General features: G+C 63.1%; 12 protein-coding genes. 7 read left to right on the top strand and 5 right to left on the bottom strand.

Features of this window, described 5'->3' with window-relative positions; translation table 11 throughout:
- Positions 1-15 precede the first annotated feature (15 nt).
- A complete protein-coding gene (locus RIG82_05675) occupies positions 16-1491 on the top strand; it encodes a YihY/virulence factor BrkB family protein (protein MEQ9460422.1) in 1476 nt (491 codons plus the stop codon).
- 2 nt (positions 1492-1493) lie between these two features.
- Here the strand turns inward: RIG82_05675 and RIG82_05670 are convergent, their stop codons facing one another.
- Entirely contained in the window at positions 1494-3194 is a 1701-nt protein-coding gene (locus RIG82_05670; protein MEQ9460421.1) for an NAD+ synthase, read from the bottom strand.
- 55 nt (positions 3195-3249) lie between these two features.
- Between RIG82_05670 and RIG82_05665 the strand changes: the two genes are divergently transcribed.
- From RIG82_05665 to RIG82_05650, 4 genes are read left to right on the top strand one after another with little or no spacing between them, the layout of a single operon-like run.
- Positions 3250-4275: a tetratricopeptide repeat protein gene (locus tag RIG82_05665; protein MEQ9460420.1), complete on the top strand. Its 1026-nt coding sequence runs from the start codon at positions 3250-3252 to the stop codon at positions 4273-4275.
- A 26-nt stretch (positions 4276-4301) separates the two neighbouring features.
- Positions 4302-5498 (top strand): hypothetical protein, encoded by a 1197-nt coding sequence (locus RIG82_05660; protein ID MEQ9460419.1) that lies wholly within the window; start codon positions 4302-4304, stop codon positions 5496-5498.
- 44 nt (positions 5499-5542) lie between these two features.
- The gene (locus RIG82_05655; GenBank protein ID MEQ9460418.1) at positions 5543-6730 is read left to right on the top strand and encodes a beta-ketoacyl synthase N-terminal-like domain-containing protein; all 1188 of its coding nucleotides are present in this window, start codon (positions 5543-5545) and stop codon (positions 6728-6730) included.
- A gap of 32 nt (positions 6731-6762) precedes the next feature.
- Positions 6763-7038, top strand: coding sequence for a hypothetical protein (locus RIG82_05650; protein ID MEQ9460417.1), 276 nt, complete (start codon positions 6763-6765; stop codon positions 7036-7038).
- Here RIG82_05650 and RIG82_05645 read toward each other — a convergent pair.
- On the bottom strand, positions 7035-7667 hold the full coding sequence (locus RIG82_05645; GenBank protein ID MEQ9460416.1) for a class I SAM-dependent methyltransferase: 633 nt from the start codon (positions 7665-7667) through the stop codon (positions 7035-7037). The two genes, RIG82_05650 and RIG82_05645, sit on opposite strands and share 4 nt — an antisense overlap.
- A gap of 35 nt (positions 7668-7702) precedes the next feature.
- Here RIG82_05645 and tmk point away from each other — a divergent pair, with 35 nt between their 5' ends.
- Positions 7703-8407, top strand: coding sequence for a dTMP kinase (gene tmk / locus RIG82_05640; GenBank protein ID MEQ9460415.1), 705 nt, complete (start codon positions 7703-7705; stop codon positions 8405-8407).
- 10 nt (positions 8408-8417) lie between these two features.
- Here tmk and RIG82_05635 read toward each other — a convergent pair whose 3' ends face one another.
- Positions 8418-10487, bottom strand: coding sequence for a sialate O-acetylesterase (locus tag RIG82_05635; GenBank protein ID MEQ9460414.1), 2070 nt, complete (start codon positions 10485-10487; stop codon positions 8418-8420).
- Between the two features lie 45 nt (positions 10488-10532).
- Positions 10533-11372 (bottom strand): class I SAM-dependent methyltransferase, encoded by an 840-nt coding sequence (locus tag RIG82_05630; protein ID MEQ9460413.1) that lies wholly within the window; start codon positions 11370-11372, stop codon positions 10533-10535.
- A 167-nt stretch (positions 11373-11539) separates the two neighbouring features.
- Between RIG82_05630 and RIG82_05625 the strand changes: the two genes are divergently transcribed.
- On the top strand, positions 11540-12658 hold the full coding sequence (locus RIG82_05625; GenBank protein ID MEQ9460412.1) for a hypothetical protein: 1119 nt from the start codon (positions 11540-11542) through the stop codon (positions 12656-12658).
- Here the strand turns inward: RIG82_05625 and RIG82_05620 are convergent.
- Positions 12655-13593 carry a peptidylprolyl isomerase gene (locus tag RIG82_05620; protein ID MEQ9460411.1) on the bottom strand — a complete coding sequence of 313 codons (939 nt, stop codon included), beginning with the start codon at positions 13591-13593 and terminating at the stop codon, positions 12655-12657. The two genes, RIG82_05625 and RIG82_05620, sit on opposite strands and share 4 nt — an antisense overlap.
- Positions 13594-13693: the final 100 nt, after the last annotated feature.

The raw sequence follows: 13693 nt of genomic DNA, 5'->3' as shown, positions 1-13693 counted from the left end.
AAACCAGGACCCGCGATGCCCAAGCCCAGCAAGACCAAGAAGCCCAGGCTCCGCGAGCGTATTGATCACTTTCTCAGTCGCCCGGGTGATGACCTCTCATTCTCGCAGCGATCGCTGCGTAAGACGCTGCTGTTCGGTCTGTACTGCGCTCGTGAGTTGCAACGTGATCGTGCCGGCACGATGGCCGCAGCGCTGACCTACCACACGCTCTTTAGTCTGCTGCCGACGCTGGTGCTGATGCTGGTGGTCTCGACGGCGTTCATCGGCCCGGAGGATCGTGAGCGTTTCAAGGATCAGGCCGTCGCAGCGGCCTTGCAGTGGCTCGATGTCGCGGAGGATCAGGAGCCATCTGCTGAGGAAGCTCCTGAATCTAACACGCCAGAGTTAGAAGCACCCACACCGGTTGAGCCTGTCGAGTCGATAGAGTCGATCGATGATGAACCGAGTATTGAAGATGGGGAGGTCGCGCCTTTCGGTGAGTTCAACCGAGCCCGAAACGCACTGAGCAGCAACCTCGAACAGCTTCTCGATTTTCTGGAGACCGTCAATCTGGGCGGGATCGGTGTCATCGGCCTGCTGGTGTTTATCTACGGTGCGACCGGCCTGCTGGCGACGATCGAGGGCAGCTTTAACCGGATCTACAAGGCTCAGCAGAATCGGCCGTGGTATTTGCGGATGGTGTTTTATTACTTCGTGATTACGATGGCCCCGGCGTTGGTTCTGGCGGGTCAGTTCATGCAGCAGCGTTTCATCAGCGTGGTCGAGGCGGGGGCCTGGACGCGTTGGCTGGCTGCGCCGCTGGTGGTTATTTCCCCCTTGTTTACGACCTGGCTGGCGATCAGTTTTGCTTACGTTTTGCTGCCTAATACGAGGGTGAGCACTCGGCTCGCAGTGCTGGGCGGGTTGGTGACTTCGGTTGGTTGGCTGATCGCCAGCGAGGCGTTTGGTCTGTATGTCCAGAGCGCCGCGATCACCTCGCTGTATGGTGCTCTGGCGTTACTCCCGCTTTCGCTGATGTACGTCTGGGTCCTCTGGCTGATCGTGCTCTTTGGGCTCGAGGTCGCTTACACGCTCCAGATGATGCCCGCTGAGGGGCTTCCGAAACTCACTCACGACGAGGATCGGCCGCTGCTGCTCTCGGGTACGGCGCTGATCGCCGCAGCGGTGTGCGTGGCGCGTGCTTTTGACAAGGGTGATGTGGTCACCACGGGTACCGTGAGCAACCGGCTGGGGATCACGATGGATGAGGCCGATGCGCTGCTGGATCGTCTCGAAGAGCGCAAGCTGATCCTTTATGTCGAAGGCCGTCATAGCGATACGTTGGGGTGGTCACTGTCGCGTCCGCCGGACAAGATCGGCGTGGGCGAGTTGATCAGCGTGGCGCACAGCCACGAGGCGATTGCGGGCAAAGAGCCTGTGTTGCGCGATCTACAGAAGCAGCAGGTCGAATCCGCGGGCGATCGCAGCCTCCGCGACCTGATTGATGCCTGAGGCTACTTCGCTGTCACGTCGATCCGGCTGCGGAACCGTTGAGCGATCGGCACGCGTCGGCCGAAGCCGAACGCACGGCCGGTGACTTTCAGTCCGGGGGCGGCCTGTTTACGTTTGTATTCATTGCGATCGATCAGCCCGATGATCCGCAGCACGACGTCGACCTCGAAGCCTGTTTCGTCCACGATCGTCCGGGCCGACTGCTCTTGTTCGACGTAGCGTTCGATGATGGCGTCGAGGACTTCGTAGGCGGGCAGTGAGTCCTGATCGACCTGGTCGGGGCGCAGCTCGGCGGAGGGCGGTTTTTCGATCGTTGACTCCGGGATCACCGGTCCGCGGTATTGCTGCCGGAGGGGTGAGGCGCTGTTGTGGTTGATCCATCGGGCCATCTCGTAGACCTGTGTCTTGGGGAGGTCCGAGAGCACGGCGAGTCCGCCCGCCATGTCGCCATAGAGCGTGCAGTAGCCGACCGCGAGTTCCGATTTGTTGCCTGTCGTGACGAGCATCGAGCCCTTTTTGTTTGAGATCGCCATCAGGAGGGTTCCGCGGACGCGGGCTTGGATGTTCTCCTCGGTCACGTCTGGTTCCAGGCCGGCGAAGACCCCAGAGAGGGCTTTCTCGAAGGCGTCGTGCGGAGCTTTGATCGGGATCTCGTGGAAGACGATGCCCAATCGCTCGGCGAGGTCGCGTGCATCGATCACCGAGCCTTCGGAAGAGTATCGCGAGGGCATGGCGACGCCCGTGACGTTCTCGCGGCCGAGGGCATCGACGCAGATTGCTGCCGACAAGGCCGAGTCGATCCCGCCTGATAAGCCGAGGACGACGGCCTTGAAGCCGCACTTGCGGCAGTAGTCGCGTAGCCCCAGCACGAGGGCGTGATAGACCCCCGCGATGCCTCGTGGGTAGACCGGTTCGACGGGCTGTCCCGGGGAGCCATCCATGGGCAGATCGACGACGGCGAAGTCATCTGAGAAGCAGGCGGCGTGGGCCAAGAGGTTGCCGTGGGCATCGACGACGCAGGACCCGCCATCGAAGACCAGTTCGTCGTTCCCGCCGACCTGATTGACGTAGACCAGGGGCATGCGGTGGCGTTTGGCAATGTGGCTCATCAGGCGGAGGCGGAAGTCCTGTTTGTCGCGGGTGAACGGCGACGCGGAGGCGTTGATGAGCACCTCGGCCCCGCCCTTGGCCAGCAGGCCCGCGGGTTCGGCGTGGTAGAGCCGTCTTTCGAAGAGGGCTTCCTCGTTCCAGAGGTCCTCGCAGATGCAGATGCCGAGGCTCCGCCCGCTGGCGATGACGGGTGACGGGCCCGGGCCGGGCTCGAAGTAACGGCGTTCATCGAAGACGTCGTAGGTGGGCAGAAGGGTCTTGATGACCCGTTCTCGGACCTGACCATCGCTACAGACCGCCGCCGCGTTGGCCAGCGGGAGCCCTTGACTGGACTCCGACCGGGTGGGATAGCCGATGACAGCGGTAAGCCCTTGGCATCGGGTGGCCAGATCGGCGATCGCCTCGCGGCAGCCGTCGATCAGGTCGGGCTTGAGGAGCAGGTCCTTCGGCGGATATCCGCAGATGGCCAGCTCCGGCAGGACCAGCAGCTCGGCAGACGACTGCCGAGCACGTTCGATAACCTCTGCGATCAGGGCGTGATTGCCCTCCAGATCGCCAACCGTCGGATTGATCTGACCTAAAGCAACGCGCATTCGCTAGACCTCATCGCGAACCAAACCGGCCCGTAGCGGGTATCGTAGGACCATCATGCACGACACGGGACACCATCGCTGGCTTTCGGGACGCTCAACCCTGAGCGCGGGTATTTTGCTCTTCACCCTGCTGGGCCTTACGGGCTGCGAGTCGGACGGCAACCAGCCTTTCATGCGCTCCGGCGACCAGCAGGCCGTCCGGCTCGTGACCGAGGCGCGCAGCGTGCTGGCTGCAGGCAATACGGCTGACGCCATGACCCTGCTCGCTGAGGCGATCGACCGCGACCCCGACCTCACCGAGGCCCACGTCGCTGTCGGCGAGATCTACCTCGAATCCGGCAATCTTAATGCGGCGCACGGTTCGTATACGAGGGCGGTGCAGACCGATCCGCGGGACTACGACTCGCAATACGGTCTGGCTGTGGTCAACCAGCTCCTGGGCCGGGTGAGTGAAGCCGTCACCGGCTATCTCCGGGCCCTGTCGATTGATCCTGACAGCTTCGAGGCCCGCCGCGATCTCGCGTCGGCTTATCTGCAGGCCGGCCGCCCCGACCTTGCGCTGCGACACGCGGTTGCTGCGACCGAGAACAACCCCGAGTCTCGCCCTGCCTGGATCAACCTCGGCGCGACATACTCGATGCTCGCGCAGTACGACAACGCTGTGCGGTGCTTCCAGCAGGCCGCCGAGTTGGGTGACCTCGACGCCCCGCTGCTGCAGAGCTGGGCCCAGGCGCACCTGAATCTCCGTGAGTTCGACCGCGCCTCGAATCTTCTCGAGCAGCTCGTTCGTGATGAGCCTTCGGCGCTGGGTTATGAGCGATACGGCTACGCCCTGTTCAAGCAGGGGCGTCGGCAGGAAGCCATTGAGCAGTTCCAGGCCGCCCTCGAGCGCGACAGCCAGATGCCGCCGGCTCTCAACGGCATCGGCGTCTGCCTGATGGCCGAGTATCTCGAAACCGGACGACGCAACCCGGCCCTGCGCGATCGTGCCATCGCCGCCTGGCGTCGGAGTCTGTCCATCGAGCCGCGTCAGCCCAAGATCGTTGACCTCATGTCACGCTTCGGCCGCATCGCGCAGTGACCACCCCGGCGACTCCCGACCCTCTCTTGCTCTGGCAAACGCTGGTCGATGACCACGCCGAGTTGATTGCGCTGGCGGCGTCGGTCGATCGCACGTCCGTCTCGGGCATCGCTCGGCTGCGCAAGAACGCCGATGCGCATCTCGCTCACCTCGCGGCCCAACTCGCCGAGGCCCGCGCGCGATCCATCGCCAAACTGGGCCCGGACTTCGCCGCCTCGGTCATCGCCGACATCGAAGGCGTCGAGCAGGCCAGCTCTCTCGCCGTCGCGCGTCTTAAAGCCCAGCGATTCAAAGATGCGGGTCTCATCGACACCATCGATCTGTGCTCCGGCATTGGCGTCGATGCGCTAGCCCTGATCGAAGCTGGCCATGATGTCCTCGCCGTGGATCACGATCCGATCCGCGCCTGGATGACCGAGCGAAACGCCCGGTGCACCAGCCTCGCGGCCGACGCCGTGTCCGTCGATCCGACGGGCAAGGCCTTGCACATCGACCCGGCCCGTCGGGCTGGCGGTCAACGCACGCAGACTCTCGCCGACACCGAGCCCGTACCCGAAGTCGTCGCTGGGCTGCTGCGCCGAGCCAAAGCCGCGTGCCTCAAGCTCAGCCCCGCCGTGGATATGCACGAGGCCGAGCAGGCTTTTGCTGAGGCATCCGATGCGGCGGGGGGGTGGTCGGTGGAGTTCGTGTCCGAAGGCGGTCGGCTGGTCCAGACGCTGTGGTGGACGGGCGGGCTCGCCGCTGAGCAAGGCTCGCGTACGGCCACGCGCATCGACGATGGGGGGATTCATCACCTCACCGATGAGGACATCTATCCGGCTATCGGGCCCGTTCCCGAGGCCGGCTGTTTGCACACCCTTGATCCCGCTGCGGAACGCGCTGAGCTCGCGATGACGCTCTGCGCCCGCCACGATGCCGTGATGCCTCACCCCCGGGCTGGCCTGCTCGCCACCGAGGAGCCGATTGACTCGCCGTGGCTCACGGCATTCCGCGTCGAGGCCGAGATGGGCTGGCGCGAAGACAACGTCAGGAAGTGGCTCGCCGAGCATCGCACCGCTCACGTCGAGGTCAAGCCACGCGGACTCCGCCTCGATACCGATGCCCTGCAGATTGCGCTGCGCGGGCCTAAGTCGCTCCGCAAAAAAGGCACGGGCACCGACCGCACGGTCTTTGTGACTCGATTGGGCGAGAAGATCCGGTGCTGGATTGCCCAGCGGCTGTAGTCATCACGCCATGCTGGTGATGGCTCACTTACACTCACGCATCCATGAGCACCCCGTCACCATCCCGACGCATTCGTATCGCCGGCGTCGGCCTCGTCACGCCCCTGGGTGTCGGTGCCTGGCCGACGTACCGGGCTCTGTGCGCCGGTCGGCGGATCACCGATCGCGTCGGCGAGATCCCTGAGGGCATCGACCCGGTCTCGACCGTCCGGGCGATCGGGGCGATCTCGACCGCGCAGCACACCGCGACCGACCCGACCGTTGAGATCGCTGAGCGGGCCGCGCGGGAAGCGCTCGCCGAGGCGAACATCAGCCCGACGGGTTTGGCGACGTGGATCGGGACATCGAAGGGTGCGGTGCTGGCGCTCACCCACAAGCACGCCGAGCATCGGAACCTCGCCGTGGCGATGGGCCCGCATGGCTACCTTGACCACTACCTCATGCAGCGTCTGGGGGTCTCATCTCGTGGGCACTGGGTGGCGGCTTGTGCATCGTCACTTCACGCGTTGGATGCTGCGAGGCGGGCGATTCTGATGGGTCGCGTTGATCGGGCGCTGGTGCTGACATCGGAAGCGGCACTCGGGCCTGAGTTCATCCACAGTTACCGGCGGCTGGGTGTGCTGTCGCCAACGAGTCCGCCCGACAAGTACATCGAGACGCCGCTGGCCCAGGAGCGCGGGGGCTTCGTGTTGTCGGAGTTGGGTGCTGCGGTGGTTCTCGAATCCGTGGATGATGACGTCACGGGTCTCGAACTTCTGGACACGGCGACCGCCTGCGAAGCCGACAACCTGGTCCAGCCCGCACCGGGGATGCCGGCTCTTGGTCACATCGCCAGCGGTCTGCTCGCCGGGCGGACGATCGACTGTCTTCATCCGCACACGCCCGGTACGGAGGGCCACGACCCGCAGGAAGTCGAGGTGCTTGCTCGCGCCTGTGCTCATCAGAAAACGCTGCCGAGTGTGTATGCCAACAAGGGCGCGCTGGGCCACGGGCTCGGGGCTTCGGGTCTGGTCAGCCTGGTTCTTGCGTGTGTCTGTCTGCGTGCGGGTCGGATCCCGCCGATGAACTGGCTGACGCCCGAGACCACGATGGACCTGCATGGTCTCGCGATCCCGGCAGTGGGGGGGGCAATGGGGGGGGGAGGGGGGCGGTGCTCCCGGAAGGGGGTTCATGCCGTGTTTGCCGCGGGGTTTGCGGGGCATACGGCGGGGGCGGTGGTGGGGAGCAACTGATCCAACAGGTGCTGAATGTAGGATTCAATGCTATGGATCAGAAGACTACGCGAATCATCGCTTCGGTCGTGATGGCTATCTCCGCAGCGGTGTGTGTAGCTCTTGTGTACTTCGTGACTGTTCTTATCCTTGCGCTGGAGTTCTCCAGTCCCTCATCTGAATCAACATTCGTCGGGGCTCTTTTTTTCTTACTGACCTTCCCATCCTGCCTTTTCTTCGATGCGATTATTGCAATACTCATCAACAGTTTATTGGTGGCTCTTATTGCAAGTGTGATCGTCTGGTATCTGATCCAGCGTCTCGCCTAAAGCCCCTTCCCCATCACCACCGTCGCGTCGTGTCCCTGGCGGAAGTAGTCCTGCCGAAGCATCACGTTGCCCTCGGCGCGCTTGGCGGCCCATTCCAGCAGCTTCACGGTAGGCAGGCGAGAGGCGGGGTAGTCCTGCGCGGGTGCCTTCGGCCCGACGAGGTCGGAGAGGAAGTTGAACACCAGCGTCTCGCTGGCCGCTTCCCAGCACGACTCCAGCAGTTGGAGCGCTGTCGGCAGGTCCATGGTGTTCAGCGTGCCGGAGAGAAACACCACCTGCGGGTCGCCGGTGCGCAGGGCTTCGGGTTGCTCGAGCAAGTCCGCCGCCACGAACTCGGAGTCCGGCAGCCCCCGACTCTTGGCGAACTCGATCACCCCCGCGAGGCCGTCGACGCCGGTGTACCGGCCGTACATCGGACCCTGCTCCAGCAGGTAGGCAGCGAGGTCGCCACGCGAGCAACCGGCGTCGAGGATTCGCTTGCCCTGCAGGTAGACCATCTCGCGCAGCACACGGAAGCGCTTGCGTTGGGACTCTTCGGTGTTCCAAAGCGTCACGCCGAAGGCCGACCCGCCTTGGGCGTGCGCCTGCCGGTAGGGCTCCAAAGGATCGTCGGTCCACTGCGTCGGCATCCCCTCAGTCTAGGCCATTGCGATATGTTCTAGCGATGCCCGCCCCCCCCGCTACCACCCCCGCCACCCCCCAAGCATGGATGCAACGCCTTGGCGGACGATTCCTCGTCTTCGATGGCCCCGATGGCTCGGGCAAGTCCACCCAGATCAACCGGCTGATCCGAGCGGCGGAGCAGGCGGGTTTGGAAGTGGTCACCGTCCGCGAGCCGGGGGGGACATTCGTCGGCGAGCAGGTGCGCAGCGTCCTGCTGGACCCGGCGAATGCTGATGCCATCGACCTCACCGCCGAGATGCTGCTGTTCATGGCGAGCCGGGCTCAGCTCCTGGCCGAAAAAATCCGGCCCGCGCTCGAACGCGGGGCTCTGGTCATCGCTGACCGCTTTGTTTCCTCGACGCTGGCCTATCAGGGCACGGCGGGGGGGTTGTCGCTCGACGGTATCCGTGCCGTGGCTCGTGTCGCGGTCGGGCGGACCTGGCCGGACCTGGTGCTGGTGTTCGATGTCGATGAGCAGACCGCCGCGGCGCGGATGAACCCCCTGACCCGGCAGCAGGAGTTTGATCAGGCCAAGGACCGGATCGAACTCCGCAGCGAGACGTTCCACCGCAAAGTCCGGCAGGGCTATCTCGACCAGGCGACCCGTGACCCCGAGCACTATGCCATCCTCGACGCTTGCCCGGACGCCGAGACCGTGTGCAACACGATGATGCAGACGCTCGCGGCGCGCTCGGCCGAGTGGTGAATCCGAAGCCTTATTCCGACTCAGGCATGGAGGCCTCGAACGGCGACGCGGGGAGCTTCTCGGTGTTCACCAGATTCGCCGACACCGGGTTGTCCGCCCACGCGTACCGGATCGCGACCGGCGACGGGACCTCATCACACCACACCTCGACGCGATCGCCCTCGATGCGTGCCTCGGCCCAGTGCCATGTTCCCATCTCATCCTGTACCGCGAACCCTGCGGGAGCCGAGCCGTCTCGGGTCGCCAGCCGTGAGCCGAAGAGATCGAAGGTCACGATGACCTTGTTGTCGACGAAGAACGCGCGATCAAACATCGGCCCGCTCCAACCGACGCCCTCTTGGCCATAAGCGTCTGCCATGGCCCATCGAGCGAGTCGGCTGCCGACGTCCTGCTTGTTGCGCGGGTGGATGTCATCGGCTTCGCCGATGTCGATGATGACGGCCAGGCCGACGTTGTCCATGGTCTTCGCGGTGTTGAGTTGCGCGTCGCGCAGCTCCGCCCACGCCGACTCGCGGGGGTCGGTCCGGACCTCCATGAAGTTGGCCAGTTGTACGATCCCAAACGGCATCGCCTCATCCCCCCAGTCCGCTCGCCAGGCGTTGATCAGCCCGGGCATCAGATCGCGATATCGCTCGGCTTCACTCGCGTTCGACTCGCCCTGATACCAGATCGCGCCCCGGATCCCGTAAGGCAGCACCGGCTGGATCATCCCGTGATAGAGCGCCGTAGGGGTTCGATTCGTCGCATCACCCAGCGCCGCCGACGCTGGCGCTGGCGGCATCGGCCCTGCCACGCCCGCCGCATCGATCTTTGCCTTCCACACACCCGCCAGACGAACCACGGTCTCCTGTGAGCCCGGCCGAGGCTCGGCCAGACGAACCAGGATGTCCCGGGCTGTGCCATTGAACCCGCCCGCGTAGTACCAGTCGCCCACCCGGATCGCCAGCGTTACCCGCAAGCCCGTGATCAACGTGCCGGGCACTTGGTAGACGCGTGGTTTTCGCCAGTGATCCCCCGCATCGAAGCCGGTCTTGCCGACCTCGGTTCCGTTGACATAGGTCGTGTCGATGTCATCGATCCCACCCAGTTCCAGCACCAGGTCACGTCCGACCCATGAGGCGGGGATATCGAACGTCCGTCGGTACCACACCACGCCATCAAAGGCATCAAACTCCTCGATCCCGCTGTCTTCCCAGTTGCCCGGCACGGCCATGTTGGTCCAGTCGCTGACATCAAGACCGGGCTCTGCCCAACCATCGGCGAGTCCCGTCCCGCCCTCGATCACCCGGCGACGGCGTTCTGCCACCGCGCGCGTGTAGGCCTCCTGCTCGCGTTCGACCTCGGTCGCTGCTTCCTCCACACTCCCTGTGAAGGATCGTGCCTTCTCCGCTGCCGCTTCGGCCTCAGCCAGCAGTTCGGGATATTCCGCCAAGGAGTGAGGCGGCATCCAGGGCTCGATCCGCGTGCCGCCCCAGGTGCTGTTGATCAGCCCAACCGGTACGCCAAGTTTGTTACGCAGTTCGCGCGCAAAGAAGTAACCCACCGCCGTGTAGTGCGGGACTGTCGAAGGTGACGCGACTGTCCACACCGACTCGGTGTCATCCAGAGGCAGAGGCGAGATCGTCCGTGGCACATCAAAGTGTCGGATGAGCGGATCATCCGCTGCCATCGCCTCGGCGTCCGCGTTATTAGAGAGGCGCACGGGCCACTCCATATTCGACTGACCCGAGCACAACCACACCTCACCCAGATAGACGTCATCCAACGTCACGACGTCCCCGCCTCGCACCACCAGCCGATACGGCCCGCCCGCCGGCTGCTCCTGAAGATCAATCCGCCAGCGGCCCTGTGCATCGGCCTGCGTGAACCCCTGAGCCAGCGGACGCGGGTTGTCCACCTCCAATAGTTGCACGGTCACCGCCTGGCCCGCATCCGCCTTGCCCCAGACCGGGATCTCCTGATCCCGCTGCAGCACCATGTGATCGCCAAACACCGAGGGCAACTGCAACGTCGCCCACGCTGACGAACACGCCCCGGATAGGATCAGAACAAACAGCAACGCGCGAGAGATGGTCTTCATCCCCGCATTCTGGCGGCACGCTCCGACTCCCGCAATCCGGCGGGCTCAGGCCACCAGACGAGCATCGACCCCAAACGTCATCAAATCGCCGACGCCCGGCAGCATCGCCAGAGGCCTCAGCCCCTTGACGGGAATCCGCTCGAGACGCTTTACCTCGAAGCCGCTCGTATGGACCGCTTGACGGAATCGCTCGAACGTCGCCCGATTGAGGCCCGTCTCCTCCCAGCTCGACACGTCCATCGGCGTACGACGGGTATTGCGGATTTCCATGACCGGCCCCAGCCCGAACATCAGATGCGCCCAGGGCACCTGAGTGACCCATCTCAGGTGATACCCCAGCGGGCTGTAGAACAGCGGGCCAAACCGTGTCAGCAATACCCCGCCCGGCCGCAGCACGCGCCGCAGCTCGCGGAGCACAGTCTCCAGATCCATCACATGCTCGAACACGTCCGTCGAGAACACCGCATCGAAGCGACCGTTCTCGAACGGCAGCTCCGTCGCCCCGACCTCCGCAAACACAACGCCCTTTGGCCCGCCCAGCACACCCCGTCGCTCCGCAAAGGCCCGGGCATGCTCGATGGCCGAGCTGCTGATGTCACATCCTGTGACGCGCGCCCCGCGCTCGGCGAGCCAGACCGACTCCCCGCCCCAGCCGCAGCCGAAGTCGAGGATGTCGAGACCCTCGACCCGGCCCAACTCATTGACAAAGCGCTGGTAACTCCCCGCCGCCTTGCCGTACTCGTGCTCCGCCTGCTCGGCTTCGCCGGAGGGGACCTCCGCCACGGCAGGGGGGAAGACCGACTCCAGGCCAAGCAGCAATCGGGCTCGCCAGGAGAACGAACGGCGATCATTCTCTGGAACCACAGTGGACCTCGCTGTCGTCATGACCCTTTCATCGGCAGCAGCCAAGCATTGAGCCCGGCTTCACTTTGTACCCCGATAATTTTTTGCCAGATGGCCGAGTTTGTTGCTGGGAAAGTGCAGGCGGTCGATAGGATCGAGTATTGGAGATTAAGCCAGATGTTTTGCTTTAATTTTCAAAGGAGTTAGCCATGAACCGATCTGGGATAGCAGCAGGCTTGATTTCAGCGTTTCTTTTAACAAATACATCGATGTCGACCGCGGCGACGATGACCCTGAGTTTTCTTCAGGAAGAAATCGAAGGTCTCCCCGGCTACACAGCGCACATTATGAACCTTGCCATTGATACCGGTGTCGTTAATGCCATGGAGCTCGATGTTCTGGCATCCTCTCTCAATCAAGTTCAACCCGAGGGTGTTTCAACCATTTTCCAGGAAAATAATATTTTTCTTGATTACCTCGGAATGGACCCTAGGCACGATACCCAACTGCTGTTTAATCGAAGCATCGAGGCAGTCCATCTAATCAGAGCAGCAGAAAGTGACCGCCATGTCGATGCGGTGTTCGGCCTGCGTGGTGACGCTGGATTTACAAACCGAGATATTGCAAGGATTGTTCTTCCTGACAACGGCGCAGCTAACTACCACTTAAAAGCGGTGAGTCCTCAGGAGGGGCGTATCGTCGAGTTTTCGGGACGGATCGGTGATCCCAGCGTTTACATCTGGCCTCTCGACTACCAACCTCCAGAACCAGAGCCCACCATCACCGATGTGACTGGCGAAATCACGCTCTCGCTCAAAAGCAGTGAGCCAACTCCAGGACTGCCAGGCTACACCACCTATACCCTTGCCATGACAAGTTCCGGCGTGATCGGCTCGCTAAAAGCCGATCTGCAGGGTTCTGCGATCCGTCAGATTGATCTGAATGGAACACAAACTGTCTTCAACAACCTTAATAATCTGATTTTACAGGAAGGCGAGGAGCCCAAAGCCGACACCCAGCTGCTGTTTAGCCAACTCAACTACCCCCTGATGAACCTCTTTATCGCAAGCGAGAGTGAACAACACCTCTATTCCGAGGTTGTTTTCCCTAAATCACAGCGTTATCTCGGCGGTGATCTTCTCCAAGTCGTCCTCGCAGACGGTGATTTGGCTGTTCTCGATCTCGGAGTTTCCGATGGCTCCAGTACCAACTTCCGCCGCGTCATCGGCCAGATCGGTGGCGACGCCGAACTCGTCCTCATCCCCGAACCCACGACCCTGACGACGCTGCTCGCGCTCTCGTTGCTCCGCAGGCGACGCGCCGCTTAGCGTCGACGCTTCAGCCCCACCAACCCAGCCCCCAGCAGCGCCGCCGACACCGGCTCAGGCACCGTCGTGCCCGCACCGAAGTTGCTCGCCAGCGTCGAGAGATCGATCAGGTCCACCACGCCGTCGAAGTTGAAGTCGCCAAACTCGGCCCCGATCGCCGAAGTCTGGAAGTTCGTCGCCAGCGTCGAGAGATCAATCAGATCGACCACGCTATCGAAGTTCGCGTCCCCGGGCACCAGCAGGAAGGCGTCGTTGGTGATCACCAGGTCGCTAAGCAGGATCTGTCCGCCCACAGGCGGGTTCAGCACGGGCAGTTCATTAAACGCCGGATGAATCGTAGAGGCATTGATGCGTAGCAACGCCGAGATCTGGTCCACGATGTCCATGTCGTTGCCCAGCACCCGTGCGAATACCGTGAACCCGCCATTCTGGAAATCCAGATTCGCGCTGTTGTCTCCGAGATTAAAGAAAAACTGATTTGACGCCGTATCCGGGCCAGCGGCCGTCTTCGCCATCGCGATCGTGCTGCGCGTGTTCGAGATGCCCGGCTCATTGATGACCGTGCCGTTGTCAGCAACGAACGCCAGCGATCCACTCACCGGATCGGTCACACGAAAGCCCCCGCCTTGCACGACAAACGGCTCGCCATTCCCCAGAAACGCCGAGCGGTGAAAGAACATGTACTGATAGGCGTCCTGCACAATCAGCGTCTTGAAGTTCGTCGCCGTCGCTGGTGTGATCGTCGTCTCATACGCCCCGTTGGTTCCGCTTGGGCTCACCGCATCGAAGACCTCGATGTGGATCGGTCCCAGCACCGTCTCGAAACGTGCCACGGTGTTGCCGGTGCCGATACCAACCACCAGCGGGTCAGCGGCGGCCAGCCCCGCACCCCCCAGCGACACCACAGCACCAACTGCCAACAGAGACTTTCGCATGCTCATCTTTCCCATCTTCACTGGAGGCCCATCAAGCCGTCACCCACAACCTTGGCGACAAACCGGGCAGAGGTATGCCCAAAAATACCCCACATCCCCA

The sequence above is a fragment of the Phycisphaeraceae bacterium genome (genome assembly GCA_040222855.1).
In the GTDB taxonomy this organism is placed as follows: Bacteria; Planctomycetota; Phycisphaerae; order Phycisphaerales; family Phycisphaeraceae; genus Mucisphaera.
The sequence above is the reverse complement of the archived record's forward strand: the minus strand, read 5'-3'. Positions and strand labels throughout refer to the sequence as shown.

Coding starts and splice junctions, on each gene's coding strand:
- RIG82_05675 (MEQ9460422.1), top strand. CDS start 16: ATGCCCAAGCCCAGCAAGACCAAGAAGCCCAGGCTCCGCGAGCGTATT.
- RIG82_05670 (MEQ9460421.1), bottom strand. CDS start 3,194: ATGCGCGTTGCTTTAGGTCAGATCAATCCGACGGTTGGCGATCTGGAG.
- RIG82_05665 (MEQ9460420.1), top strand. CDS start 3,250: ATGCACGACACGGGACACCATCGCTGGCTTTCGGGACGCTCAACCCTG.
- RIG82_05655 (MEQ9460418.1), top strand. CDS start 5,543: ATGAGCACCCCGTCACCATCCCGACGCATTCGTATCGCCGGCGTCGGC.
- RIG82_05650 (MEQ9460417.1), top strand. CDS start 6,763: ATGGATCAGAAGACTACGCGAATCATCGCTTCGGTCGTGATGGCTATC.
- RIG82_05645 (MEQ9460416.1), bottom strand. CDS start 7,667: ATGCCGACGCAGTGGACCGACGATCCTTTGGAGCCCTACCGGCAGGCG.
- tmk (MEQ9460415.1), top strand. CDS start 7,703: ATGCCCGCCCCCCCCGCTACCACCCCCGCCACCCCCCAAGCATGGATG.
- RIG82_05635 (MEQ9460414.1), bottom strand. CDS start 10,487: ATGAAGACCATCTCTCGCGCGTTGCTGTTTGTTCTGATCCTATCCGGG.
- RIG82_05630 (MEQ9460413.1), bottom strand. CDS start 11,372: ATGACGACAGCGAGGTCCACTGTGGTTCCAGAGAATGATCGCCGTTCG.
- RIG82_05625 (MEQ9460412.1), top strand. CDS start 11,540: ATGAACCGATCTGGGATAGCAGCAGGCTTGATTTCAGCGTTTCTTTTA.
- RIG82_05620 (MEQ9460411.1), bottom strand. CDS start 13,593: ATGCGAAAGTCTCTGTTGGCAGTTGGTGCTGTGGTGTCGCTGGGGGGT.